Consider the following 19,532-nt stretch of genomic DNA (forward strand, 5'->3'; position numbering starts at 1 on the left):
TTCATTCCTCACAAATTTTCTTCGACGAGTTTTTCTTGCAGGGTGTCAATTTCTTCAGGGCGATCTACTAGCACGGCTTTTCTTGCCATCACAAACAAGGTGCGGATATAGGCAATCAGCAACACAACATAGAGCGTTAAATAAATCGCCAGGGAGGTGCCGACATTGCTCGCGGGTGTTGTGGTAACGGCATCAACGGTTTTCAATACGCCAGTCACTAACCAGGGTTGGCGGCCGATCTCGGTGACGTACCAACCTGCCAGCGTCGCAATCCAGCCGGAGAATGTCATGCCGACAAATACTTTTAGCATCAGCGGCGATATTTCATTGCGGCGATAAATTTGCCAGCAGCCAATCCATGAGACTAACAGCATCAGCATGCCCACACCTACCATGATGCGGAAGCCATAAAACAGCGGTCCAACGGGTGGGTGTGCATCGGGAAACTCATTTAATCCTTTGAGTTCACCATCACTGGTGTGCGTTAAAATAATACTCGCCATGTTAGGAATCTGAATTGCGTATTTATTGCTTTGGGTTTCTTTGTCGGGAATGGCAAATAACACCAAGGGCACATTTTTTTCCGTATGCCACACCGCCTCCATCGCCGCAATTTTTGCAGGTTGATGATGTAAGGTGTTGAGCCCGTGCATATCCCCTAAAAATATTTGCAGGGGAATTAAAAACGCAGCAGCGATAGTGGCATTCTTTAGCGCAAGGCGCGGTGCCGGTTTGTGGTCATCTTTTAATATGCGATACGCAGAGATACCGGCAATTAAAAATGCAGCAGTTAAACCGGATGCAATCAACATGTGTGCTAAACGATAGGGCATAGATGGATTAAAAATAATTGCCCACCAATCCAGCGGAAAGGCTTTCATGGTGTCGCCGACTAGTCGCATTTCAAAACCGGTGGGGGTTTGCATCCATGAATTCAATGCAATAATCCAGAAGGCCGACATGCTGGTGCCGAATGCCACCAAAAAAGTCGCAAGTGTGTGCACGCGGTTGGATACTTTATTAATCCCGAACAACATAATGCCTAAAAATGTTGCCTCGAGAAAAAATGCCGTCAGCACTTCATAGCCGAGTAATGGCCCGGCAATATTGCCCACGGTTTCCATATAGCCTGGCCAATTGGTACCGAATTGAAAGCTCATTGTGATGCCGCTGACAACACCCAGTGCAAACGTCAAGGCAAATACTTTTACCCAGAATCGATAGGCGCGCATCCAGACTTCGTCGCCGCTGCGGTTGTAGCGGACCTTGAAATAAAATAAAAACCAACAGAGTGCGATGGAAATAGAGGGAAATAAAATATGGAAGGAAATGTTCGCCGCGAATTGTATGCGTGAGAGCATGAGTGTTTCGAGCATGTCGGTTACCTCGATGATGAAACGGTCACTTCGTTGATTCTTTTTTACCGCCCAATAAACGGTCTTTCATATCCAATACTTTGCCGATGCTGCTGCCGAGCTTGAGTAATTTGCCAAGTTGGGCAGAATCGAGGCGCTGGATTTCCTGTGTCCAGAGAGTGAGCATTTCAATTAATTCGTGCATCTCGCGCATGCGCTGCTGCGCATATTCTTCTTCGGCGTTAGCGGGGGTATCAATCAACAAATTGCGCAGCGTTGATAACGTAGGGTCAATTTCACGTTTGCGACGCTGCTCAATCAGGGTCTTGGCAATGTCCCACACATCTCCCGGTGCTGAATAAAATTCTTTGCGCTCGCCCGGCCGGTGTTGCAGCTTAACCAGCTCCCAAGACATTAATTCCTTTAATCCCATGCTCACGTTAGAGCGGGAAATGCCGAGTGCTTCGGTGATGTCATCGGCGCACAACGGCTCTTTGCTTAAGACTAACAGGGCATACATCTGCCCGACTGTGCGGTTGATCCCCCAGCGGCTGCCCATTTCGCCAAAGTGAAGGATGCAGGATTGGATCATGGGGGTAAGGGGAGTCGTCATATAGGTCTTCCGGATATTCTGTAATTTCAGTATTTACTGAAATTACAGAATTATTTGATTCTGGTCAAGCTTTGCCTGTTTTTAGTTCTTGCGGATGCTTTGCTTCCAAGGGTGTTGAATCCCTTTTTTATGTTTGTTGCCGCACCGAACCGGGGTGTTTTTCTTTCTATAGTGGGCTTGTTGTATCCCGGACTCGATCACATTAGCTATTTAAGCTAGAGGTCGATAAGGGGATAAAAAGGGGAGTTGCTTGTTATCTATGGCTCCCGTATTGAACTTAATTCATAGAGAGATAATCATCATGAACAAAGATCAAGTAAAAGGCTCAGTGAAGCAGGCTGCAGGTAAAGTGCAGCAAAAAACCGGTGAAGTTATTGGCAGCGAAAAACAGCAAGCCAAGGGCATCGCCAAACAAGTTGAAGGCAAAGTCCAAAAAGGGATCGGTGATTTGAAAGATAATCACAAGTAAATGCTCCACCAAAAGTGATGGAAAACTTTGTTCATCCCGACGCAATGGATTGCGTTAGTCTCCTGCCCAACGACTAATTCCCTGCATTTTTATGCCCTCCCTTAGATGTTCTTCCGCATGCCCTTCCTTTTCTAATAAGGTTTTCTTGCGAGCTCCTGCTGATACCCAATGCCGTTTTGTCATGCCTGCTTATGAGCAGCAGCTTTTGTAAGTGGTGAAGTTTATTTAGTGGTGCATGGGTTGCTGTAGTAAAATTCCCACGCAATCTTTCACTCGCCCCATTTTATTGAGTAATTTTATGATCGATACCAAATCCTCAGCGGAACTGGATAGCTTCCTCGCTGACTGCCTGCAGGCGTTTACTGCCGGTACCCTGCAGCGCCTGGTGTTATCCAAATACAAGGGCGCAGAGGTGGATTTAAATCGCATCACGATTCGCCCGGTGCAGATTAAAGACCAGCAACTTCTATCGTTTTTGTACGAGTATCGCACCAACCATGTGACTAAAAATTTGGCTATCGAAGCGGCGATTGTGCAGTTGCGACAGTGGCTCGGTAGTGAATTTCACAATGCCCACATGATTAGCGACGAATGGGAAACCCAACTGAGTTTTAGCAAAAAAGGCAAAGTGTTGATCAATAAAAACCGCAACAAAAATTCAGCACCGACCGGCGATAGCAGGGCTGTGCCGCCTGAGTTGGCGCACAATCGCAATAAGCTGCGCTATGTGGAGCAAGATCGCCCTTATCTGCGTGAGCTGGGAATTACAGATGCGAGTAGACAGATCATTCCGGCTATGTCCCGCAAGTGGAAGCAGATTAATAAATTCATTGAGGTGCTTTCTACCGCAATCCAGCAAACTGGACTTGATAAGCGCGAAGAATTGCATATCGCCGATTTTGGATCGGGAAAAGCCTATCTGACCTTTGCGGTGCACGATTATCTGACGGCCAATGTGGGTGTAAAAACACAAGTAACTGGTGTGGAATTGCGACAAGGTTTGGTGGATTTATGCAATCAAACTGCGCAAAAATTATCGCTGACTGGCATTAAATTCGAGCAGGGTGATGTACAACATTTCTCCGCGCAGAACATCAATATTATGATCGCTTTACACGCCTGCGATACCGCTACCGACTACGCGCTCAATATGGGGATTCGCACCGGTGCCGAGATTATTATGTGCTCGCCTTGCTGCCACAAACAAATCCGTCCGCAATTAAAAAGCCCCGTGTTGCTTGCGCCTGTATTGCAACACGGCATTCATTTGGGGCAAGAGGCAGAAATGCTGACCGATGGCTTGCGCGCGTTATTGCTGGAAGCCAATGGCTATGACACCAAAGTGTTTGAATTTATTTCGCTCGAACATACCAGCAAAAACAAAATGATCTTGGCGCAGAAGCGGAAAACCGTGCGTGACAATACAGAAGTATTACAGCAGATTGCAGCGATCAAAACGTTTTACGGAATTGAAGAGCATTGTTTGGAAACACTGCTGCAGAACTAGCTGCGTCGAGGGTTGAGTTAGCGTTTGTATTGCGTCGGGCAGTAGCCGCGATTAATCTCAGGCGAGCGCAGCTGTAGATGTTTGGTTTTTCGTCCGCTAACGCGTTCACGCCACAGGCGAAATGATGCGGGCTTCAGCTCGCGCCGCATCAATACGCGCACATCCGGCTCGCCTAAACCGTAGAGTGTTTTTATGGCTTCAAAAGGTGTGCGATCTTCCCAGGCCATTTCAATAATGCGCGAGATGTCAGCTTGAGTGAGTGATGTGTCGTGATTCATTGCGGTATCTGTATGGTTTGCTACTGGTACGCGTTTTTGGGATTGTGGATCACAAGTACAGAATAAAAAGCCCCGATCATCGGCGATGAGCGGGGCTTTTTATTTTCTTATCATTTGTTGTTATTTCAAATTCATACAGCTCGCATAATAACTAACACTTGCTGGCCAATCAGAGAAGATGCCAATTACGCCGACATCCTTGGCCAACACATGTAACGCATCCATCATGTCGCCGTCGTTATTGATTGCTGGATTCACCGTTTGGTAATACCAGCCGCCGCCGTTTTTGAGTGGGCCCGAGCGCTCAAATGACCAAGTAATCATTTTCAGGCCCGCTTTTTTGGCGTTGCGCGCGTATTCGGATGGGATAATTTTATTGTTGTTGTCCAGTGCCAGCAGTACCCATATCGGTGGAGCGACAATGTTAAATCCCTCGTCGGCATACATTTGTAAATCGATTGCCGTTGGTACATCGGCAATGGTGTTGGCATCATCCAAATACACTGCTTGTTTGCCAAATTCCGGTTCGTTGTTTATCCAGTAGCGCACATCCTGAATGTCGAATGATTGCGACCACACATCGCGTGCTTTTACACCTGCGGCTTTATATTCATTTATTAATTGTTGTGCATACATCGCTTGGGTGTAGGTGCCTTCAAATGGCATGGCTACACTGGCTGATTTCAGTTCGGGGGTCATTTTCACACCGAGTCTTTTAAATAATTGGATGCTTTCGGCATGAGTAAGCAATGTGCCTTTGTTTGCGTATAAATCGGTACGCCAATTGGCGGTGCCTTTTAAATATTCATCGACGCTAAGGGCTTTTGGATTAAATGCATCCATTTTTCCTTGCAGAGTTTTAAATTCGGCTAAGGTGATATCGCTGGTGCAGCAATTGGCGCTTGCCGCTTTACCACTCACTGGATCAAAGGGTGAAAAATTCTGGCTGCATTTGCTGGCGAGTGGTGTGGCGAGGATATTGGTAGTGGTGTGCAGGTCGCATTGTGAATGACGGCACACAAGTTGTTTGTCTTTGGTGAAGGTGACATCGCACTCCAAAATGCCGGCGCCCATTTTGGCTGCAGCTTCGTAAGATTCCTTGGTGTGCTCAGGAAATTGCAAGGGTGCGCCGCGGTGGCCAATTGAGAAATTGGTTTTTTTTGCTGGGCTGTTAACGCAGCTCTGCAATTTCTTTTTCAGCGCGCTTTCGTCCATATCATTCACTAAAAAATAGGGACGCGGGCCGAGCTGGATGCTGGAGTTTTTGTCGTCATCTTTATAGCGTTGGTCGTCCCTGTCGCCGTGGGCACAAGCGGTGAAGGGAATAATAAATGTCAGCATCAAGGCGCTGGTGAGCAGATGGATTTGGCGCAGCATGGAAACCTCCTTTAGTGGGTTGGGTTGTATAGATAGCGGTGTAACCCTAGCGCGCTAATATGAAGGTAATTTGCCGATTTGATGACAGCTTCGCGATGGCTGATGGTTTTGTGTGCTCTGTCGCATTAGGCTGAAATATCATGAAATACCAAAATCTGCAATTTAGGTTAGGCTAGGTACAGTTTTTATGATTGCCATTTCAAGGATCCTGACTTATGTCCAACAGCATTCCATTGTTAGTGACCCAATTACTGGCCTGTACCAATGCGGGAGAGGCAAAACCGGTGGTCGATGCATTGGTGAAGCACTTGTGCGAGATCACCGGCCTGGATTTACATCCGGCACTTTTTCTTGATGAGCATGCAACTATCACTGAGCAAGGCAAGGCGGTATCGCCCACTACTGCAGCACAGTGTGCGGAGGATGTGCAGCGGACGCGGATTTTTATGCAGGGGGTTTATGCTGCGCTCCAGCAAAAGCTGCAACAAAAAAATTCTCAACCAATCGAGGTGTTGTACGCGGGGACTGGTCCCTTTGGGTTGTTGTTGATACCGCTCTTGCCGTTATTGGATGCAGCACAGGTGCGCGTAACCTTGTTGGATATTCACGTAGAGTCGCTGACAAAATTGCAGCAGCTTATCGACTTTCTGGGTGTTGGTAATTTTATTGTACGAGCGGAATGTGCAGATGCTTGTGCATGGCAGAGCGAGAAAAAGTTTGATGTGATTATTTCTGAAACCATGCGGCAGGGATTAATACAGGAACCGCAAGTGGCCATTTTTAGTCATCTGCAACAGTTTTTGAAAGAGGATGGTTGGCTGATACCGGAAACAATCCGGTTGGATTTGTGGTTGAGTACAGGTGTTGCTCCTGCGCTGGGTGAGCGTAAAAAACCTGATGTGCATTTAGGTCGGGTATTTCAGTTGGATAAGGCTACGGCGATACAACTAGGCAAGGGTGACAATGGTTGCACACATGGCAATCTATGGGTGCCGGATTATGCCGGGGCGTTAAAGGATTTAAAATTAACTACTTTTATTCAAGTGTTTGGCAATTATCAGCTTCATGAAAATCAATCGCAGCTCACGCTACCACTTTACGAGCGCAATGCGCGGGTTCAGCCGAATTCACTGCTGCGGTTTCGCTATGAATTTGGGACATATCCCCAATGCGTATTTGCGTATGAACAATTACCCGAACTTGCCGAATACCCATTGCCTGATAGTTTGGAAAAAAATGTCCAGGGTATTTATCACCTTAAGCGGCTATGGCACAAAATCCAATTGCGCAAGCAGGCGGTCTCTTCTGCCAAAGCGCAGCAGCAATTGGCGGATATTCCTGACAGCGAATGGCTGCTGGATCGCATTTTGTTGGATCAATTGGGCGCAGGGCTTGAGCCCGGCATGCAGCAATTGTATTTCGCCGACACACTGGTGGATGTTGAATACTGGCTCGCCAGTGCGAATGCGGGTGAAATTACGGAAGATCAAATTCAGCGCACCAATCGCGCGATAGTCAATTTTATTGAAAATAAAAATGGTGAGTTGGATGCTCAAACCAGATTGCCATTGAATGAGCAGCAACTCTCCCATTGGGATGAACAGGGCTACCTGATTATTCCCGGTGTGTTATCGGCTAGTGAATCTGCGGCAGCGCGCGCGGCCATTTGGGATTTTCTACACATGCGTGCAGATGATCCCGCCAGTTGGTATCAATCTTCTACGCAAATGAAAAAAATCATGGTGCAGTTATTTACCCATCCTGCACTTGAGGTTGCGCGTAATTCGGATTATATCCGCCGTATTTTCCAGCAATTGTGGCAGCGCGATGATTTGGTAATGACAACTGACCGCGTAGGTTTTAATCCGCCGGAAACGACACAGTGGCAATTTCCCGGACCGGGCATTCATTGGGATGTGGAATTGATAGCGCCAGTTCCATTTGGTACCCAGGCGTTAATTTATTTAACGGATGTGGCTGAGGACCAGGGCGCTTTTTGTTGTGTGCCGGGCTTCCATAAACAAATCGATAATTGGTTGGCGGTACAGCCGCAGGGCATTGATCTGCAGCAGCAGGATTGGTCGCAATGGCCGGTAAAACCTATCGCTGCGAATGCAGGCGATTTGATTATCTGGCACCAGGCGTTACCGCACGGTAGTAGCCCTAACCGCGCAAATTTTCCGCGTATGGTGCAGTATCTCAATATGTATCGTTAGTGAGTGGAGGGCGGTGGGCGCCGGGTTATGTAGATAGATTCAATCTATGACCTTTGTCTGGACGCGCTGGCGCCTATAGAAGATACTTTCCGCCTGCATCCCAATCAGTATTGGGCAGCGCAATGGATTCGATTCACGCGGACGCTAATTAACAAAATCCAGGCTGTAACATGAACCCGATCGATCCTTTATCTACTTATTCTCTCCAGCGTAGGCAGTTACTACTTGGCATGGCTGCTGCGAGCTTACCCTTGGGTGTTGCCTCCTGTTCCCGTACTGAGGAGAGCAATTTACTGGTGGTTGGCGGTTTGCCTGTTACTTGCAACCTGACCCTGCCAGTTGCTTGCGTTGCCAAAGCGGCGGCGGGGGCATCGGGTGTGGGGTTCCAATACAGTAAATACAGTGGTTGGCCAGAGATCAAGGAATCGTTGATGACCGGGCGTATTCAGGCTGCCTATATGCTGGCGCCGCTGGTGATGGATCTCACTACCAAAAAAATTCCGCTTAAAATTGTCTCGCTCGGGCATAGATCCGGCGCGGTGATTATGGTCCGCACGGACTCTGACTATAAAAGTTTCAGCCAACTGAAAGGCAAGCGCATCGCAATCCCCAGCCGTTTCGCGGTGGATTTTTTGTTCCTGCGCAAAATGCTCGCACAAGAGGGCATGACCCACACCGATATTGAAATTGTTGAAATGCCTCCGCCCGATATGCCCGCCGCACTCTACGCCAATGCAGTGGATGCCTATTGCACGGGTGAACCCTTCGGTGCCGCAGCGCAAAAAGCCGGTTATGCACGCCCGTTACGCATGACGCGTGATGAGTGGCGCAATTATATTTGCTGCGTACTGACCGTGCGCGAAGAACTGATTCAGACGCAACCGGAAGTTGTGCAAGATCTGGTTAACCATGTGATGGCCGCAGGTGCCTGGTTGGATCAGGGTATGGTGAATCGTGAGAAAGCAGTTCAAATTGCTGCTGGTCGCCAATTCTTCAATCAAGATCCCAACATTATTCGTTTTGTGATGGAAAACCCTGAAGACCGGGTGACCTATGGCGATATGCGCATGATCAAAGAGGAGTTCAATGAGTTGATGGAGCTGTCTATCGCGGCGGGTACACTGACTAAACCGGTTGCGTTTGAAAACTATGTGGACGAAACCTTCGTCAACAACGCCAAACCTGTTGCTATTACTGTTTAGTGTCGGGATTGATGATGATTCGATTGATTCTGGTGTTTGCGTTTTGCATAAGCCTTATCAGCAATGTTGCGGCAGAAAATGTTGCAACAGAAAATAAGGAATTAAAATCCGGTGTGTTTGACCCTCCGCGTATGGCTCCGGATTTTTCCCTCGCCAGCTCCCTCGATACGCAATTCACATTGAGCGAGCAGCGCGGCAAAATTGTGGTGTTGGGTTTTGGTTTTAGCCATTGCCCTAATGTCTGCCCCATGACACTCGCGAACCTTGCGCAAACCTATAAAAATCTCGGCGCCATGGTCGATCAGGTACAAGTGGTTTATATGACCGTTGATCCCGAGCGCGACACTCCGGCGCGCCTGCGCGAATATCTGGCGAATTTTAATCCGCGTTTTATTGGTGTGACAGGCTCTGCGGATGAGTTGGCGTCCTTGCGTCAGTCCTACGGCATAATCGCAAAAAAAGAAGTGCACAAAAATGGCGGCACCTATGAGGTGCATCATTCCTCTTATATTTATTTAATTGATCGCGATGGTTTGTTGCGCGCGCTGGTGCCGTTTGGAAAAAGTGCCGCCGACATAACCCACGACATCAACATATTGCTGCAAGAAAAAACGCAACAGGCTGCCCTATGAGAGTAGGTGTTGCCCGTTCGTTATTGATTGTATTTGGCGTTGCTATTATCGCGGCTTTGTTGCTCGCGTTTTTTCCCCTGCGAATTGATTCCCGTGAAGAAGTCTTCGAAATTCCCAAGGGTACCTGGGAGCAGCGTATGTCAGGTAATTCCGTGAGCATTTTGCCTGACCAAATTTATTTGGCGCTGGGAGTGCGCGATCTGTTGGTGTTGCGCAATCTGGATGATGTGCCGCAAATGTTTGGGCCGACGCTGATTATGCCGGGGCAAAGTTTTAAGTTGCCATTTGAATTGGCCTCTGAATATGATTTTGCGTGCACTGCCCACGCGAGTGGGCAAATGCGCGTGGTGGTTGATCCGGAGCCGACACCCGGTTGGTATCGTTTGCAATGGCGGGTTAAAAATTTGTTCCGTTAGTTGTTGTAAAAATTGAAATAATAAAAGGTAGTTTCTGTGATAAAACTCAAAAAAATATTACCACCGCTTGCGTTGATCACCACGCTAATTGCGGTCTGGTGGATTGTGGTTGTCAAAACTGGCAGTGTGATTTTTCCTACGCCCTTGCAGGTGGTAACTGGTGCGCTGGAATTAATTGAAGACGGCACTTTATGGGAGCACATCAGCTCGTCATTAATGCGTGTTGGTGCTGGCTTTTTACTGGCGGTATTAACGGCAATTCCTTTAGGGTTGTGGATGGGACGTGTCGATGGTGCTTATGCAACTTTAAACCCGGTGTTTCAAATTATGCGCCCCATTTCGCCAATCGCATGGATTCCGCTGGCGATTCTCTGGTTTGGTGTGGGCAACGCATCGCCGATATTTTTGATTTTTATCGCCGCCGTATTTCCGCTCATCGTGCAGACAGCTGCCGGTGTACATACCATCGAACCGCGCTATTTAAATGCGGCAGAAAATTTTGGTGTATCGCGCTATAAGCTTTATCGCCAAGTCGTTATTCCAGCGGTATTGCCAGATTTAATTGTGGGCATGCGCATCTCGCTCGGTGTGGCATGGTTAGTGGTGGTTGCAGCGGAAATGATTGCACTGCGCTCCGGCCTCGGCTACATGATTATGGATTCGCGTAATGCGGGTAATCGCTACGATTTGGTGATTGCGGGCATGATTATTATTGGCGTCATCGGACTTTTGTTGGACGGCTTGATGCGACTAATGGAAGGGCATAAATCAGTAAGGTGGCGCTATGACCGATAAGATTGTTATTAAAAATATCAAAAAAAGTTTTTCATCCGGCAGTGAATCAAAAGCCGTAATTGATGGTATTAACCTCACGATTGGCGATGGTGAATTTGTGGCAATTGTCGGCCCATCCGGGTGCGGCAAATCCACGCTGATGAAAATGATTGCCGGTTTTTTGCAGCCGGATGAGGGCAGTATTGCGGTTGATGGTGTAGAGCGAAAAGGCCCGAATGCGAATGGTATTTTAATTTCCCAGCACGGCTCAGTGTTCCCTTGGTTAACTGTGCAACAAAATTTAATGTTTGGTTTAAATGATGAACACATCGATAAGGCGGCGGTTGCCGATCACTATGCTGATTTGGTGGGTTTGAAAGGATTTGAGCAACATTACCCGCGTGAATTATCGGGCGGTATGTTGAAGCGCGCAGAAATCGCGCGGGCGCTCGCGGTCAAACCGGAAATTCTTTATATGGATGAGCCTTTCTCGGCGCTTGATGCGTTGATGAGTTTGCGCATCCGCACCGAGTTGTTGCGTATTTTGGAGGAGGAGCGCCACACAGTTATTTTGATTACCCACGACGTGGAAGAGGCAGTGCATCTAGCGAACCGGGTGGTGGTGCTATCCAATCGCCCGGCCACTATCCAGACTATTTTTGATGTGCCCTTTGCACACCCGCGCAAATTATCGGACCCCGCTTTGCAGCAATTGCGTGATGATATTTTGCGCGAACTCGGGATTGACTGTTAATAAAAAGCCGGCATTTGCCGGCTTTGTTTTTTTGGGTGCTCTATTTCAATGTTGCATCACTCGGTGAAAGAGTAGGGATCAAACCAGAGTGATGCATCATCCACTGGCGTTTTTTTCGGCAGCCCCGGATTATCGAGTTTAATGAGTGTGCGGTTTTTCAAATTGGCTTTGGCCATCACATCTTTCACGGTGGGGTCATTGAGAAAGTATGCATTAAAACTGCCGTCTTCCATGGCGATGCGTAACCCCCGCTCAATATCTGCCGCCAGTTTGGCGTTGGATTTATTCACAAAAAAATAAAAAGGATTGGTGTAAGCGATGAGCAAGTTTTGCTCAACATCCAGCGCCAGTTTCGGGTAGCGCTGCATTTCCGACCAGGGTTCATGTGCGCCGCGCGGGAAGGCATCAAAGCGGTCGCCATCGAGCATGTAAAACAGCCCTTCATACTTCAATACTTTGACAACATTGAGGTTATTGGCTGTTAACACATTGGTGTCTGCCCAAAAGCGGCCTTGACCAAGTGATACTCGTTTCAAATCCTCCACAGTTTGAATGGCATCAAATTTATGTTGGGTACCTTTTTTAATCATCAGCACGCGGTAGCCTAACAGGCCGCGATAGATACAAATGCGGATAGGTTGCAGACGCTCTTCCAGGTCATTGGTGGTGGCATACCAGACAACATCTAACTGGTTGTCCATCAGCATGCTTACCATGCGTTCTTCGCTGTTGCTCGCTATGGTTTGTTCTATTTCATATTTTTCCGGCAGTTTACTAAGCGCTAGCGTCAAAAGCCCTCTCGCATAGGTTTCTATGCTGTTGCTGCCTTCAACTACGCGCAATGGTTTTGCAGCGATTTCCAGTGACATGCAGAATAAGAAAATGATCAGCCAGAAAGCTGAACGCGGAGTGCGAGCTGTTGTGTAAATTCGGAACATTGGTAATCACTCGACGAGTATACAATTTCTTTACTCTAGTTGAATTTAGCGCAATTGCATGGTGTTTTTAATATCAAAGGACGATAAAAAACCACTGCACCCGTTGAGGTTCCATAAGGAAAAGGTGCAGTGGTGAAAGCAGCTTATCGCCTGCATCAGCCGTGGCTGACAGCTGGGCAGGGATAAGTGATTGGAAGCAGATGTGCAGCCCAATCATCAAACAACTGCTGGGGAGTAGTTATCCAATCATTAGGGAGGCACACCTAAACACGTACAAACCACTGAAGTGGTGATTCAGTTATTTGTCTGCCAAGGGCTGTGTGGGCAACCATTGGCTGCACCGGTGAGTGTGGGCGCACCGGCACCTACAGCAACTGCCGCTACCTAGTCATCCTTATCCGTGGCTGTGGCAGTTTTACTGTTCAGGGTTACAGGCTTCTCGTAAGTGAAAGGCTGTAATAATTCATCCGGCTTGCCTTTACAGGCCTTGGCCAGCAGTTCTCGCCGCTGGGCCAGCAAAATACCTATGGCTTCGCTGTACTTCTCATCGATACCGGGAATATTTTCTTCAATCAATTGGGTGATGTTGGCGGCAAGTTCCAGGTATTTATCGTGCTCTTCTGCGACTTTTTTATCTTCAAACATACTGCCATCCCGATCACATAGCCAAACGGCGATTACTGCCATTGTGTAAATCCTCAAAGTTGTTACTGTTTTTATGTACAGTATTCTGCGGTGCGATTAATGTCAACTTTCTTTTTGCGTTTTCTGATGGGAGCCGCTGCTAGGTGGCTATCTCCCGAGCCTGAGACATTGGATAATGCCCGCTCTTTTGCCCGCGCAGGATTTGCCCGTGTCTGATTCCGAGTTGCCCAGCCCATCCCCTGAAAACCCCGCTCCTGAGAAAGGCGCCAAGCCCAAAAGCAAAAGCCTGCTGCGCTCCAGCTTACTCACCGGCTCTATGACGATGGTCTCGCGGGTGCTGGGTTTGATCCGCGATATCGTTTTGGTGGGGGTGCTAGGTGCAGGTGGAGCGATGGATGCGTTTGTCATAGCCCAAAAAATCCCCAATTTTTTCCGCCGCTTGTTTGCGGAGGGAGCCTTCTCGCAGGCGTTTATTCCAGTGCTGTCGGAATATCGCGAAAAAGGAACTCATGCGGCAGTGAAGGAGTTGGTCGATAAAGTGGCCGGTTGTCTTGGGTCAATCCTGTTGTTAGTCACGGTGATTGGTGTGGTTGGCGCGGTCGGTTTTGCCTATATCTTTGGTTATGGCTACGCCGATGAGCCGGAGAAATTTTCCCTGTTGACGGATCTTATTCGCATCACCTTTCCCTATTTAATGCTGATTTCGTTGACCGGGCTTGCCGGTGCAATCTTGAATAGTTACGACCGTTTTGCCATCCCCGCAGTTACGCCGATTTTTTTGAATATATTTATGATTGCGGCGGCGCTGCTGGTGGCGGACTTTTTCCCTAATCCCGCTTATGCATTGGCGTGGAGTATTGTCGCGGCGGGTATTTTTTCGCTGTTGTTCCAGCTGCCGTTTTTGCGCCAGATCCATCTGTTACCATCGCCCCGGATCGATTGGTCGCACCCCGGCGTAAAGCGTATTTTGGTGCTGATGGCGCCTGCACTTTTTGGTGTGTCGGTAAGCCAGTTGAATCTGCTGTTGGATTCGATGATTGCCACCATGTTGAGTGACGGCGCCGCAAGCTGGTTGTTCTTGTCAGATCGCTTAGTGGAGTTGCCGCTAGGGGTCTTCGGTGTGGCGATTGCCACGGTTATTATGCCTGGCCTATCACGCCTCAGCGCCACGCAGTCGGGCGAAAAATTCAGTCATATGCTCGACTGGGCGATTCGTTTTGTGGTGCTGATCGCACTACCTGCAACGCTCGCGCTGATTATTCTGGCCGAGCCAATTCTCTTCACGCTTTTCTATCATGGCGAGATGGAGTCAAGCGATATCCTGATGTCGTCATACAGCCTAAAGGCCTACGCGCTTGGTCTGTTTGCTTTTATGCTCATTAAGGTTTTAGTGCCAGGTTATTTCGCGCGGCAGGATATGAAATCGCCAGTGCGTATCGGCATTATCGCTATCATCGCCAATATTGTGATGAAGCCAATTGTGGTCATTCCGCTGGTGATGCTTTGGGGCTTAGGGCATGTCGGGCTCGCGTTTACCACGGCGATGGCAGCTTATGTAAATGCGTATTTGCTCTATCGGGGCTTGCGCAAAAGTGAGGTTTACAACCCTGCGAGTAACTGGCCGAAATTGTGGTTGCGCTACGGTGCGGCGAATTTGGCGATGGTTGCGGTATTGCTCGCTTTTCTCTTTTTTTGGAACCTCTGGTCTGACTGGGGTGTTCTGGAGCGAGTCCTGCGCCTGACAGTGGTCTGTGTGGTGGGGTTTGCGGTTTATCTGGCGGCGCTTTTCGCGGTTGGCGTGCGCCTGCGCGATTTCAAAGCCCATCACTAAGTAAGTGATCTGCCCGTACTGATTTACCCTCGGGGTAGGCTCAGGCGCTGCCGCTCCTGTATACTGCCCGGCTTGTTTTTCGGGCATTTTTTCAAGCACTTTGGTAGAGGGCAGTAGTTAGCGTGAATCCAGCGGCACATGCGTTTATTCGCGGGTTACATAACCTGCGCCCCTGGCATCGCGGCTGCGTGGCGACCATAGGCTCGTTCGACGGCGTGCATCTCGGTCATCAAGCTATCTTGCGCCAGTTGATTGCAGTGGGGCAGCAGCATCAATTACCGGCCGTGGTGATTGTGTTTGAGCCCCAGCCCCACGAATTTTTTTCTGGCGACAAAGCGCCCGCGCGCCTGATGCGCCTGCGTGAAAAAGTGCAGGCCCTGCTGGCAGCAGGCGTAGCGCGGGTGCTGTGCGTGCAGTTTAATGATGCGCTGCGCAACCTGACCGCCGAAGCCTTTATCGAAACTGTATTGCTTGATGGCTTGGCGATTAAGCATTTGGTTGTTGGCGATGATTTCCGTTTCGGCTGCGATCGTCGCGGCGATTTTGCCCTGCTGCAAAAAGTCGGCAGTGAGCGCGGTTTTGGTGTGACAGACACCTGCACACTGGAGATTAACGGTGAGCGTGTAAGCAGTACCCGCATCCGCCAGCTATTAGAAGTGGGTGATTTTGCCCATGCCGAAACTCTGCTGGGTAAGCCTTACAGCATCAGTGGGCGAATAGCCTACGGCCAGCAGCTCGGGCGCAAACTCGGTGTGCCCACCGCCAATGTGCATCTGCGCCGCTATCGTTCACCATTGCACGGTGTATTCACAGTCACGGTGAAATTTGCCGATGGCAGTGTGCATCAGGGTGTCGCTAACGTTGGTGTGCGCCCTACCGTCACTGGCGATAAGAAACCACTGCTGGAAGTTCACCTGTTTAATTTCTCGCGCAAAGTGTACGGCGCGATGATCGATGTGATTTTTCATGCGAAATTACGCGATGAAAAAAAATTCAACTCATTGGATGAGCTGCAAGCACAATTGCAAATGGATATTGCACAAGGGCAGGATTTCTTCAGGGGCAATTGGCTCAGCTGATTTATCGGGAATACTCAATATGAGCAGTGTCTGGCAACAAATATCCAACACGGTTGTGACTGAGTTTTCTGATCTGAAAGATGTAAGTGAAATTACCACCCTCATAATTCGCCTGCTGATGGCTGCATTGCTGGGCGGAATCTTAGGGTTTGAACGTGAGCAGCGTGGCAAAGCAGCCGGCATTAAAACGCATATGCTGGTAGCGATTGGTTCGGCATTATTTGTACTCATTCCGCAGCAAGCAGGACTTTCGGAGCAGGAATTAAGCCGGGTAATGCAAGGCATTATTGCGGGTATTGGTTTTCTTGGGGCCGGGGCGATTTTGAAAGGGAATGATGAAAAGGATCTTAAAGGTTTAACAACAGCCGCCGGTATTTGGTTGACAGCAGCCATCGGTGTGGCTGCGGGGTTGGGGCGCGAATCCTCAGCGATCCTCTGCACGTTGTTGGCCTTGGTAATTCTGGTCACTATGCCGAAGGTGGTTGACCGGCTTGAAGTAAAAGACAAGCAATAATTTTTCTGGCGGTTTCCGCCATTTTTCTAAACATTTTTGTTAACAAGTTGACCGTGAATCATGATCGATTACAAAACAACACTGAATCTGCCTAATACCGGGTTTGCTATGAAAGCAAACCTTGCCCAGCGCGAGCCGGACATGTTGAAACAATGGCAAGCGAGCGATCTGTACCAGCAAATTCGCGCTGCACGTGTTGGCCGCGAGCAGTTTATTTTGCATGACGGCCCACCCTACGCCAACGGCGATATTCATATTGGTCACGCGGTTAACAAAATTCTTAAAGACATTATCGTCAAAAGCAAAACCCTGAGTGGTTTTGACGCTCCCTATGTGCCGGGTTGGGACTGTCATGGTTTGCCGATCGAACACAATGTCGAGAAAAAAATCGGCAAAGCGGGCGACAAAGTAGATGTAAAAACCTTCCGCAACAAATGCCGCGAATACGCCGCCAAACAAGTTGAAGGCCAAAAGGCTGACTTTGTGCGTTTGGGGGTTTTGGGTGAGTGGGATAAACCTTATCTCACCATGGACTACAAATTCGAAGCAGACATTATTCGCTCGCTCGGTAAAATCGCTGAAAACGGCCATCTGCACAAAGGTTTTAAACCTGTGTATTGGAGTGTAGTCGGCGGTTCCGCGCTCGCAGAAGCTGAAGTGGAGTATCAGGATAAAACCTCTTTCTCAATAGACGTAAAATTTGCGTTTGTCGATCAAGCGGGGATTGCAAAAGCAATTACCGAATTAAGTGGCAGCGGAAAAATCTCTTTAGTGATCTGGACCACTACACCCTGGACTTTGCCTGCAAACCAAGCTGTGTCTGCCAATGCGGAAGTTGATTACGCGTTAGTACAAGTTGGTGATGAGCGTCTGCTAATTGCAGAAACCTTAATCGGCAGCGTGCTGGCGCGCGCAAAAATTGAAAGCCATGAAATTGTTGGCCGCGTAAAAGGTGCTGCACTGGAAAACTTGTTGTTGCAACATCCTTTCTATGCGCGTCAGGTTCCGGTAATTCTCGGCGATCACGTAACCACCGATGCCGGTACCGGTTTTGTTCACACTGCACCGGATCACGGCGCAGATGACTTTAATGTCGGCGTGAAATACGGCATAGGCACCCTGAACTATATCGACGATCATGGCACCTATCGCCCGAACGTAGAAATTTTTGCAGGCGATCACGTCTACAAAGTCGATGAAAAAGTTATCGCTTTGTTAATCGAAAAAAATGCATTGCTGGCGCAGGCAAAAATTACGCACAGCTTCCCCCATTGCTGGCGCACTAAAACCCCGCTGATTTTCCGTGCAACACCGCAATGGTTTGTGAGCATGAGCAAAAACAATTTGCGCGATCAGGTTGCGCAAGCGGTGGAATCGGTTGAGTGGGTGCCGGATTGGGGCAAGGCGCGTATCGATGCAATGCTCGCGACTTCGCCCGATTGGTGCATCTCCCGTCAGCGCACCTGGGGTGTTCCAATTGCGTTGTTTGTGAATAAAGAAACGCAAGAGTTGCATCCGGAAACAGCGCGCTTGATTGAAGCAGTTGCCCAAAAAGTAGAGCAGGGTGGAATGGACGCCTGGTTCGAATTGGATGCCGTAGAATTGCTCGGCGCGGATGCTGATAAATATCAAAAAGTCACCGACACTTTGGATGTCTGGTTTGATTCCGGTGTGACCCATTACGCGGTGCTCGCGCAGCGCGCCGGTCTGCGTTTCCCTGCGGATTTGTATCTGGAGGGATCAGACCAACATCGCGGCTGGTTCCAATCATCGCTTAAAACCTCTATGGCGATGCATGCAGTTCCGCCCTATAAAACTGTATTGACGCACGGCTTTGTGGTGGATGCGCAGGGGCGCAAAATGTCCAAATCAATTGGAAATGTAATTCCGCCACAAAAAGTGATGAACGATTTGGGTGCTGATGTATTGCGCTTGTGGGTTGCTGCAACGGATTTCAGTACTGAGATGAGTGTGTCGGATGAAATCCTGAAACGCACTGCTGATTCTTATCGCCGTATCCGTAACACCGCGCGCTTTATTTTGTCCAACCTCACTGGATTTAATCCGGCAGCTGATACTGTGCCAGTTGAAAATATGCTGCAGTTGGATCGCTGGATTGTGGCGCGCACTGCGCAATTGCAGCAAGAAATTATCGCCGCTTATGATAGCTACCAGTTGCATTTGATTTACCAAAAGCTGCACAACTTCTGCGTAGTTGAATTGGGCGGTTTCTATCTCGATATTATTAAAGACCGCCAGTACACCGTAAAAGGCGATGCCCTTGCACGCCGCTCGGCGCAAACCGCATTGCAATATGTGATTGAAGCAATGGTGCGCTGGATTGCGCCGATTTTAAGTTTCACTGCCGACGAAATCTGGAAAGAAATTGCCGGTGAACGCGAAGCCAATGTGTTTGTCGCTGAGTGGTATCAATTGCCCACAATGCCAGCGGATTCCTTTGCAGACAGCTACTGGGAATTGATCGCCCAAGTTAAAGATGCCGTAAACAAAGTGCTGGAAGCAAAACGCACTGCGGGTGAAGTGGGTGGCTCTTTGGGCGCGGAAGTAATTTTGTATTGCGATGAAAAATTGCAAAGCGAATTGCACAAGCTCGCCAATGAATTGCGCTTTGTATTGATCACATCCACTGCAGAGGTTCGTCCTCTCAGCGAAGCGCAAGAAGCAGTTGCAACTGATGTGGCCGGTTTACAAGTGGCGGTGAAGAAATCCGAGCATGCGAAATGCGAACGCTGTTGGCATCATCGTGCCGACGTGGGCGCCAATGCTGCGCATCCAACCATTTGTTTGCGCTGCGTAACAAACGTGGATGGCGCTGGTGAAGCCCGTCAATTCGCCTAATTGCTTTAGTAGGGGGCGTTGCTCGCCGCGCCCTTTTTTGTTTCGATGTTGTATTGAGTGTTTTAATGGGCGA

General features: G+C 48.8%; 18 protein-coding genes. 12 read left to right on the top strand and 6 right to left on the bottom strand.

The window, feature by feature from the left end; translation table 11 throughout:
- Positions 1-8 precede the first annotated feature (8 nt).
- Both B4E62_RS11520 and B4E62_RS11525 read right to left on the bottom strand, forming a co-directional pair.
- Positions 9-1,376, bottom strand: a complete 1,368-nt coding sequence (locus tag B4E62_RS11520) for a cytochrome ubiquinol oxidase subunit I (RefSeq protein WP_331352167.1) — start codon at positions 1,374-1,376, stop codon at positions 9-11.
- A 25-nt stretch (positions 1,377-1,401) separates the two neighbouring features.
- Positions 1,402-1,968 (bottom strand): GbsR/MarR family transcriptional regulator, encoded by a 567-nt coding sequence (locus B4E62_RS11525; protein ID WP_331352168.1) that lies wholly within the window; start codon positions 1,966-1,968, stop codon positions 1,402-1,404.
- Positions 1,969-2,269: 301 nt separating this feature from the next.
- Here B4E62_RS11525 and B4E62_RS11530 point away from each other — a divergent pair, with 301 nt between their 5' ends.
- Positions 2,270-2,437 (top strand): CsbD family protein, encoded by a 168-nt coding sequence (locus tag B4E62_RS11530; RefSeq protein ID WP_310074127.1) that lies wholly within the window; start codon positions 2,270-2,272, stop codon positions 2,435-2,437.
- Between the two features lie 298 nt (positions 2,438-2,735).
- Complete coding sequence (locus B4E62_RS11535) at positions 2,736-3,944, top strand: SAM-dependent methyltransferase (protein ID WP_331352169.1); 1,209 nt, start codon at positions 2,736-2,738, stop codon at positions 3,942-3,944.
- 17 nt (positions 3,945-3,961) lie between these two features.
- Here the strand turns inward: B4E62_RS11535 and B4E62_RS11540 are convergent, their stop codons facing one another.
- Together B4E62_RS11540 and B4E62_RS11545 are read right to left on the bottom strand one after the other, a co-directional pair.
- Positions 3,962-4,222 carry a TIGR03643 family protein gene (locus tag B4E62_RS11540; protein WP_331352170.1) on the bottom strand — a complete coding sequence of 87 codons (261 nt, stop codon included), beginning with the start codon at positions 4,220-4,222 and terminating at the stop codon, positions 3,962-3,964.
- Positions 4,223-4,342: 120 nt separating this feature from the next.
- The gene (locus B4E62_RS11545; RefSeq protein ID WP_331352171.1) at positions 4,343-5,599 is read right to left on the bottom strand and encodes a glycerophosphodiester phosphodiesterase family protein; all 1,257 of its coding nucleotides are present in this window, start codon (positions 5,597-5,599) and stop codon (positions 4,343-4,345) included.
- 215 nt (positions 5,600-5,814) lie between these two features.
- On the opposite strand from B4E62_RS11545, the gene B4E62_RS11550 reads away from it, so the two are divergent.
- The 6 genes from B4E62_RS11550 to B4E62_RS11575 all read left to right on the top strand — a co-directional run bounded on the left by B4E62_RS11550 (position 5,815) and on the right by B4E62_RS11575 (position 11,593).
- Positions 5,815-7,815 carry a phytanoyl-CoA dioxygenase family protein gene (locus B4E62_RS11550; RefSeq protein WP_331352172.1) on the top strand — a complete coding sequence of 667 codons (2,001 nt, stop codon included), beginning with the start codon at positions 5,815-5,817 and terminating at the stop codon, positions 7,813-7,815.
- A gap of 170 nt (positions 7,816-7,985) precedes the next feature.
- Positions 7,986-9,017 carry an ABC transporter substrate-binding protein gene (locus B4E62_RS11555; RefSeq protein WP_310074109.1) on the top strand — a complete coding sequence of 344 codons (1,032 nt, stop codon included), beginning with the start codon at positions 7,986-7,988 and terminating at the stop codon, positions 9,015-9,017.
- Positions 9,018-9,028: 11 nt separating this feature from the next.
- Positions 9,029-9,649, top strand: a complete 621-nt coding sequence (locus tag B4E62_RS11560) for an SCO family protein (RefSeq protein ID WP_310074106.1) — start codon at positions 9,029-9,031, stop codon at positions 9,647-9,649.
- Positions 9,646-10,065 carry a hypothetical protein gene (locus B4E62_RS11565; protein ID WP_310074103.1) on the top strand — a complete coding sequence of 140 codons (420 nt, stop codon included), beginning with the start codon at positions 9,646-9,648 and terminating at the stop codon, positions 10,063-10,065. Before B4E62_RS11560 ends, B4E62_RS11565 begins: the two co-directional genes overlap by 4 nt.
- A gap of 36 nt (positions 10,066-10,101) precedes the next feature.
- Positions 10,102-10,860: an ABC transporter permease gene (locus B4E62_RS11570; protein WP_331352173.1), complete on the top strand. Its 759-nt coding sequence runs from the start codon at positions 10,102-10,104 to the stop codon at positions 10,858-10,860.
- Positions 10,850-11,593 (top strand): ABC transporter ATP-binding protein, encoded by a 744-nt coding sequence (locus B4E62_RS11575; RefSeq protein WP_310074098.1) that lies wholly within the window; start codon positions 10,850-10,852, stop codon positions 11,591-11,593. Before B4E62_RS11570 ends, B4E62_RS11575 begins: the two co-directional genes overlap by 11 nt.
- A gap of 56 nt (positions 11,594-11,649) precedes the next feature.
- Here B4E62_RS11575 and B4E62_RS11580 read toward each other — a convergent pair whose 3' ends face one another.
- Positions 11,650-12,531, bottom strand: a complete 882-nt coding sequence (locus B4E62_RS11580; protein WP_331352174.1) for a diguanylate cyclase — start codon at positions 12,529-12,531, stop codon at positions 11,650-11,652.
- A 384-nt stretch (positions 12,532-12,915) separates the two neighbouring features.
- On the bottom strand, positions 12,916-13,218 hold the full coding sequence (locus B4E62_RS11585; RefSeq protein WP_310074093.1) for a YebG family protein: 303 nt from the start codon (positions 13,216-13,218) through the stop codon (positions 12,916-12,918).
- 274 nt (positions 13,219-13,492) lie between these two features.
- Here B4E62_RS11585 and murJ point away from each other — a divergent pair, with 274 nt between their 5' ends.
- The 4 genes from murJ (at position 13,493) to ileS (ending at position 19,459) form a co-directional block, all read left to right on the top strand.
- A complete protein-coding gene (gene murJ, locus B4E62_RS11590; protein WP_414633263.1) occupies positions 13,493-15,007 on the top strand; it encodes a murein biosynthesis integral membrane protein MurJ in 1,515 nt (504 codons plus the stop codon).
- A 122-nt stretch (positions 15,008-15,129) separates the two neighbouring features.
- Positions 15,130-16,086 carry a bifunctional riboflavin kinase/FAD synthetase gene (gene ribF, locus B4E62_RS11595; protein WP_331352176.1) on the top strand — a complete coding sequence of 319 codons (957 nt, stop codon included), beginning with the start codon at positions 15,130-15,132 and terminating at the stop codon, positions 16,084-16,086.
- 19 nt (positions 16,087-16,105) lie between these two features.
- Entirely contained in the window at positions 16,106-16,600 is a 495-nt protein-coding gene (locus B4E62_RS11600) for an MgtC/SapB family protein (RefSeq protein WP_310074086.1), read from the top strand.
- 60 nt (positions 16,601-16,660) lie between these two features.
- Positions 16,661-19,459, top strand: coding sequence for an isoleucine--tRNA ligase (gene ileS / locus B4E62_RS11605; protein WP_331352177.1), 2,799 nt, complete (start codon positions 16,661-16,663; stop codon positions 19,457-19,459).
- Positions 19,460-19,532: the final 73 nt, after the last annotated feature.

Source organism: Cellvibrio sp. UBA7671, from assembly GCA_002483145.1.
In the GTDB taxonomy this organism is placed as follows: Bacteria; Pseudomonadota; Gammaproteobacteria; order Pseudomonadales; family Cellvibrionaceae; genus Cellvibrio; species Cellvibrio fibrivorans.

Coding starts and splice junctions, on each gene's coding strand:
- B4E62_RS11520 (WP_331352167.1), bottom strand. CDS start 1,376: ATGCTCGAAACACTCATGCTCTCACGCATACAATTCGCGGCGAACATT.
- B4E62_RS11525 (WP_331352168.1), bottom strand. CDS start 1,968: ATGACGACTCCCCTTACCCCCATGATCCAATCCTGCATCCTTCACTTT.
- B4E62_RS11530 (WP_310074127.1), top strand. CDS start 2,270: ATGAACAAAGATCAAGTAAAAGGCTCAGTGAAGCAGGCTGCAGGTAAA.
- B4E62_RS11535 (WP_331352169.1), top strand. CDS start 2,736: ATGATCGATACCAAATCCTCAGCGGAACTGGATAGCTTCCTCGCTGAC.
- B4E62_RS11540 (WP_331352170.1), bottom strand. CDS start 4,222: ATGAATCACGACACATCACTCACTCAAGCTGACATCTCGCGCATTATT.
- B4E62_RS11545 (WP_331352171.1), bottom strand. CDS start 5,599: ATGCTGCGCCAAATCCATCTGCTCACCAGCGCCTTGATGCTGACATTT.
- B4E62_RS11550 (WP_331352172.1), top strand. CDS start 5,815: ATGTCCAACAGCATTCCATTGTTAGTGACCCAATTACTGGCCTGTACC.
- B4E62_RS11555 (WP_310074109.1), top strand. CDS start 7,986: ATGAACCCGATCGATCCTTTATCTACTTATTCTCTCCAGCGTAGGCAG.
- B4E62_RS11560 (WP_310074106.1), top strand. CDS start 9,029: ATGATGATTCGATTGATTCTGGTGTTTGCGTTTTGCATAAGCCTTATC.
- B4E62_RS11565 (WP_310074103.1), top strand. CDS start 9,646: ATGAGAGTAGGTGTTGCCCGTTCGTTATTGATTGTATTTGGCGTTGCT.
- B4E62_RS11575 (WP_310074098.1), top strand. CDS start 10,850: ATGACCGATAAGATTGTTATTAAAAATATCAAAAAAAGTTTTTCATCC.
- B4E62_RS11580 (WP_331352174.1), bottom strand. CDS start 12,531: ATGTTCCGAATTTACACAACAGCTCGCACTCCGCGTTCAGCTTTCTGG.
- B4E62_RS11585 (WP_310074093.1), bottom strand. CDS start 13,218: ATGGCAGTAATCGCCGTTTGGCTATGTGATCGGGATGGCAGTATGTTT.
- murJ (WP_414633263.1), top strand. CDS start 13,493: ATGACGATGGTCTCGCGGGTGCTGGGTTTGATCCGCGATATCGTTTTG.
- B4E62_RS11600 (WP_310074086.1), top strand. CDS start 16,106: ATGAGCAGTGTCTGGCAACAAATATCCAACACGGTTGTGACTGAGTTT.
- ileS (WP_331352177.1), top strand. CDS start 16,661: ATGATCGATTACAAAACAACACTGAATCTGCCTAATACCGGGTTTGCT.